This is a genomic window from Candidatus Aquicultor secundus (assembly GCF_002791875.1).
In the GTDB taxonomy this organism is placed as follows: Bacteria; Actinomycetota; Aquicultoria; order Aquicultorales; family Aquicultoraceae; genus Aquicultor_A; species Aquicultor_A secundus.
Genome location: NZ_PFNG01000006.1, coordinates 1 through 4,807, shown reverse-complemented (window position 1 = coordinate 4,807; position 4,807 = coordinate 1). Strand labels below are relative to the sequence as shown.

Annotated in this window: 4 protein-coding genes; all 4 read right to left on the bottom strand. The window is 52.0% G+C overall.

Features of this window, described 5'->3' with window-relative positions; translation table 11 throughout:
- Nucleotides 1-1,358, bottom strand: a 1,358-nt coding sequence (locus tag COY37_RS00200; protein WP_286975431.1) for a proline--tRNA ligase, incomplete at its 3' end; no start/stop codon positions are given.
- Nucleotides 1,355-2,431 carry a flavodoxin-dependent (E)-4-hydroxy-3-methylbut-2-enyl-diphosphate synthase gene (ispG, locus tag COY37_RS00195; RefSeq protein ID WP_286678872.1) on the bottom strand — a complete coding sequence of 359 codons (1,077 nt, stop codon included), beginning with the start codon at nucleotides 2,429-2,431 and terminating at the stop codon, nucleotides 1,355-1,357. The genes ispG and COY37_RS00200, both read right to left, overlap by 4 nt.
- The gene (rseP, locus tag COY37_RS00190) at nucleotides 2,432-3,475 is read right to left on the bottom strand and encodes an RIP metalloprotease RseP (RefSeq protein ID WP_286678874.1); all 1,044 of its coding nucleotides are present in this window, start codon (nucleotides 3,473-3,475) and stop codon (nucleotides 2,432-2,434) included.
- A gap of 57 nt (nucleotides 3,476-3,532) precedes the next feature.
- Nucleotides 3,533-4,702, bottom strand: a complete 1,170-nt coding sequence (locus COY37_RS00185; protein ID WP_353682986.1) for a 1-deoxy-D-xylulose-5-phosphate reductoisomerase — start codon at nucleotides 4,700-4,702, stop codon at nucleotides 3,533-3,535.
- Between the last annotated feature and the right edge of the window lie 105 nt (nucleotides 4,703-4,807).

The window sequence follows — 4,807 nt, the reverse complement described above, 5'->3', positions numbered from 1 at the left end:
TCGATCGCCGCAGCAGCCGTGCGGCTTATGCCGATACCGTAGGTTCCCATAATATAAGGTTTAAGCGCTCCGTCCTCATCGATATACATCGCTTCCATCGCGGCGCTGTATTTCGTACCCAGCTGGAAGATTTGGCCGACCTCGATACCCTTTGCCGAGAGAAGCGCTCCCCCGCATGCGGGGCATTTATCCCCCGCCTTAATCGTTTTTATATCGGCCCACTCTTCGACCTGGAAATCCTCGCCCACGTTGACATTGATGAGGTGCGCATCGGGCCTATTCGCGCCGACTACGAAATTTTGCATAACCGATATCTCTTTATCCGCTATCAGGCGCACACTATTAATGCCAACCGGTCCGACAAATCCCCGGATAAGCTCGGGGTACTCCTGCCATTCGGCGCCCGCGAGAAGGTGAAAGTCCGCAGTGCCCAATGCCACGGAAAGCTTTTCGTCGTTAACGTCGCGATCGCCCCGCACGAGTATACCGGCAAGCTCCGACGCCCCGTATTTGTAGATCAATGTCTTAACGATTTTGTCCTCAGGAATATTGAGGAAGGTTGCGACCTGTTCCACACTTTTCTGCCCCGGCGTTCCGACGAGTTCGGATTGCTTGATCGCTTCTGTTGAAGGTTCGGCCAAAGGCGCGGTTGCTACTTCATCGCTCGCCGCATAGTTGCATGACTCGCAATAGAGAATCGTGCTCTCGCCCGATTCGGCAAGAACCATGAACTCCTGGGATACTTTGCCGCCGATTAGGCCGGTTGCGGCATCTACCGCTCTATAATCCAGGCCGCACCTGGAAAATATCCTGCTGTACGCATCATACATGTCGCTGTATGATTGCTGCATTTCCTCGACGGTTCTGTTAAAACTGTAAGCGTCTTTCATGATAAACTCGCGACCGCGCATCAGGCCGAACCGGGGACGAATCTCGTCCCTGAACTTTACTTGTATTTGATAGAGCGTGAGCGGCAGCTGCCGGTACGACTTAACCTCGTTTTTAACGAGGTCGGTTATCATTTCTTCGGCCGTGGGGCCGAGGGCGAATTCCCTGCCGTTCCGATCGGCCATCCGCATCATCTCGGGGCCGAACTGGTCCCAGCGCCCGGTTATCCTCCAGAGATCGGCGGGCTGCAGAACCGGCATCAGAATCTCCTGAGCACCGGCTCTGCCCATCTCTTCACGGACGATGCGCTCTATTTTCTTTATAACGTTATAGCCAAGTGGCAGGAATGTGTAAATCCCTGCCGCCACTTTTCGTATCATGCCCGCCCGCATAAGGAGCTTGTGGCTTACCACTTCAGCCTCTGAAGGGCTCTCCTTTAACGTCGGCGCTAGTAATACTGAGAATTTCACTTGTCAGCCTCTTCCTTTTCTTTCACTTCGACTATTAACTTCTCTATCTCGCCCATCAATTCCTCTACCATGTTGTCGGCCGGCACCCGGCGGACGGCTTTGCCGGCCTTGAAGAGCACCCCTTCGCGTTTGCCGCCGGCAATACCGATGTCGGCTTCTTTCGCCTCACCGGGGCCGTTTACTACGCAGCCCATGATGGCGACTTTCAGCGGTGAGCGTATTTTCATGAGCCGCTTCTCTATCTCCTCTGCAACCGGTATAACATCGATATCGCAGCGCCCGCACGTAGGACAGGATATGATTTCGGGGCCGTACGACCTCAACCCCAGCGCCTGCAATATCTGAAACGCCACCTGTATCTCATGTACCGGGTTGGCCGAGAGCGAGACACGCATGGTGTCGCCGATGCCCTCGGCAAGCAACACGCCCAAGCCTACGGACGACTTAATCGTGCCCGACATCAGCGTGCCGGATTCTGTTATGCCTAAATGCAGCGGATAATCGGTTGCCTTGGCAAGCATCCGGTATGCTTTTATCGAGTTGACGACGGATGAGGATTTTACCGAGAGCACGATATTGTGAAAGTTCATTTCTTCGCAAAATTGAACGTACTCTATGCAACTTTTAACGAGGGCTTCGGCAGGATTTTCCTCGTTTCCATATTTGGGATGGAGCGAGCCCGAGTTCACACCGATGCGAATTGCGACGCTGTTCTCGCGCGCTTTTTCGATTACTTTGGCGAAGTTTTCAAGGCCACCGATATTTCCGGGGTTGATGCGGATTTTATCGGCGCCTGCATCGATGGCGCCGATCGCGTACTCCCAATGGAAGTGAATATCCGCAATGAGCGGAATATTGATCTGTTTCTTTATCTTGGGCAGCGCATCTATCGCCTCACGGGTCGGTACCGCAACGCGGACAAGCTCGCAGCCCACGGCTTCGAGGTCTTTTATTTGCTCGACGGTCGAAGCGACGTCCTCGGTTTTTCTGTTTGTCATCGACTGAACGGCGACGGGGTTGCCGCCGCCGATCTCTAAATCGCCGATTCTAACTTTTGAAGTATTTTGCGCCATTTATCCACCCCCCGGGAACGGTGCCCCTTGAATTATTTTGAAAATATCCGAGAACACAAAGTACACCATAAGCGCTAACAGCAACGCCATTCCGGCGGCGTTGATTGCAAATACCGCCTTTTTGTTGATAGGTCCGCGTTTGATGCCTTCGATTCCAAGGATCGCCAGCCTTCCGCCATCAAGCGGCGGTATCGGCAACAGGTTGACTATCCCGATGTTGATGCTGATTAAGGCAAGCAGCCAAATATACGACCAGAAGTTTTGCTGGATTATCTTTGCCGATTCATAGACGATCCTGACAGGGCCCGCGCTATCTTTGGCCAACAAGCCGATTTTCTGCGTAATAACGACATAGAGTGTTACCGCCATGAATTTTATTATTGTCAGCGTAGTTAAGAAACCCTGGTATAGCGCTTCATGAGGAAGCGGGGTTCGAAGACGCTGGCTTATGCCTAAAAATCCCTCGCCCTTGTTATTATCCAGGACCGGTCTGAAGATTTGCGTCTTTCCGTTGCGCTCAGCGACAATCGTTATTTCCTTGCCCGGCTTTTTCTTAATAATAGTAACGGCTTGAGCCCAGTTTTTAACCTTTTTGCCTTCAACCGTTATGATCTTGTCGCCTGCATGCAAACCGGCTTTAGCCGCCGGTCCAGCTTTTACAACTTCGCCGATGACGTTTGTGCGATCGGGCACTCCCTGGAACATTAACATAATAGCAATCAAAAATATGGGGAGCACCATGTTCATAAACGGACCGGCGAACATGATGATCGCCTTTTTCCACCGTGGCTGCGTATCGTATTTCCTCTCGGGAGGCGTATCCTTATCCTCGTCGTCCTCCTCCAGCTGCAGCTCGGATTCAACGCCCGCAAACTTGACGTATCCGCCAAAGGGTAGCGCCGTGGCACCGTATTCGGTCTCCCCTACTCTAAACGAAAAGATTCTCGGGCCGGGGAGCCCGAACATGAACTCTTTAACCTTGAGCCCAATTATCTTCCCTGCAATGAAATGGCCGAATTCATGGATGAAAATAATCAGGCCCAGACCTATAAGCGCAATAAGGTAAAATATATGGATTCACTCCTTTTTCCAGTAGACACTCTAAAGAATAAGCGACGTGATTAACCGGTCGGCGTATTCTCTTGCCCTGTGTTCAGTTTCTAATACTATACCCAAATCGGTCTCATCGCCGGGCTCATGTCGCTCTATGACTTGCTTTATTATGTTGGGGATATCTGTAAACCGTATCTTTTTGCTTAAGAAAGCGGCTACCGCCTGCTCGTTTGTCGCGTTTAGAACGGCCGGATATGTTTTTCCGAGCCGTATCGCCTCGTAGGCGTACGCAAGACATGGGAAATTCCGCACATCGGGCTTTTCAAACGTGAGCTTCCCGACCTCGACAAAGTCGAGCGACGGAAGCGGCGCGGGCAACCTGTCCGGGTATGAAAGCGTGTATTGGATGGGTATTCGCATATCCGTCTGGCCGAGGTGGGCCTTAATCGAGCCGTCCTCGAACTCGACCATCGAGTGGATGATGCTTTGCGGATGCACGATCACGTCGATTTGCTCGTAAGGCAGGTCAAAAAGCCAGTGCGCCTCGATTACCTCGAGACCCTTGTTCATCAGGGTCGCCGAGTCGATAGTGATCTTCGGGCCCATCGTCCAGCGGGGATGTTTGAGTGCCTCTTCCACGGTAACCGATTCGAGTTCGCTAAAGGTTCTTCCCCTGAACGGCCCGCCGGATGCGGTGACGATAAGCCGCTTTATCTCGCGTTTCCGCTCGCCTACCATGCATTGGAATATCGCATTGTGCTCGCTGTCTACGGGAAGTATTTCGGCCCCTGTTTCTTCCCGCACTTTGGCGACTATAGCGCCGCCCGCAACCATCGATTCCTTATTTGCAAGCGCCAGGGTTTTTCCCGCCCGCAACGCGGCCAATGTCGGTCGTAGCCCAACCGAGCCTACCAGGGCGTTTAATACTAGGTCGGCCTCGGGATGCGCTGCGAGCTGCTCGAGCCCTTCGATACTCGTCAGCAGCTCCGGGATGTTTGATGTTCCCGCTATTCTCCGGCTAAGCTCTTGTGCTTTTTCTGCATCGACAACGACGACCGCCTTTGGCCGTAGCTCTTTTATTTGTTGTTCCAGTGCATCAATGCTTTTGTTTACAGCCAATCCGACTACGTTAAAAAGTTCGGGATATCGCTTAACAACATCTATTGTTTGTAGACCTATCGATCCTGACGACCCCAGGATTACTATGTTTTTCAATATGTTTAAACCTCACTATTAGAGACGAATTATGGCTGATTCTTGTCATTCTGAAGCGTTGTTAAGAATCTAAAGACCACTCACAGACTGCTGTTGCCTGTCATTCTG

What these genes read in the sequence shown, in the direction of transcription:
- ispG (WP_286678872.1), bottom strand. Translation starts at nt 2,431, where the DNA reads ATGGCGCAAAATACTTCAAAAGTTAGAATCGGCGATTTAGAGATCGGC.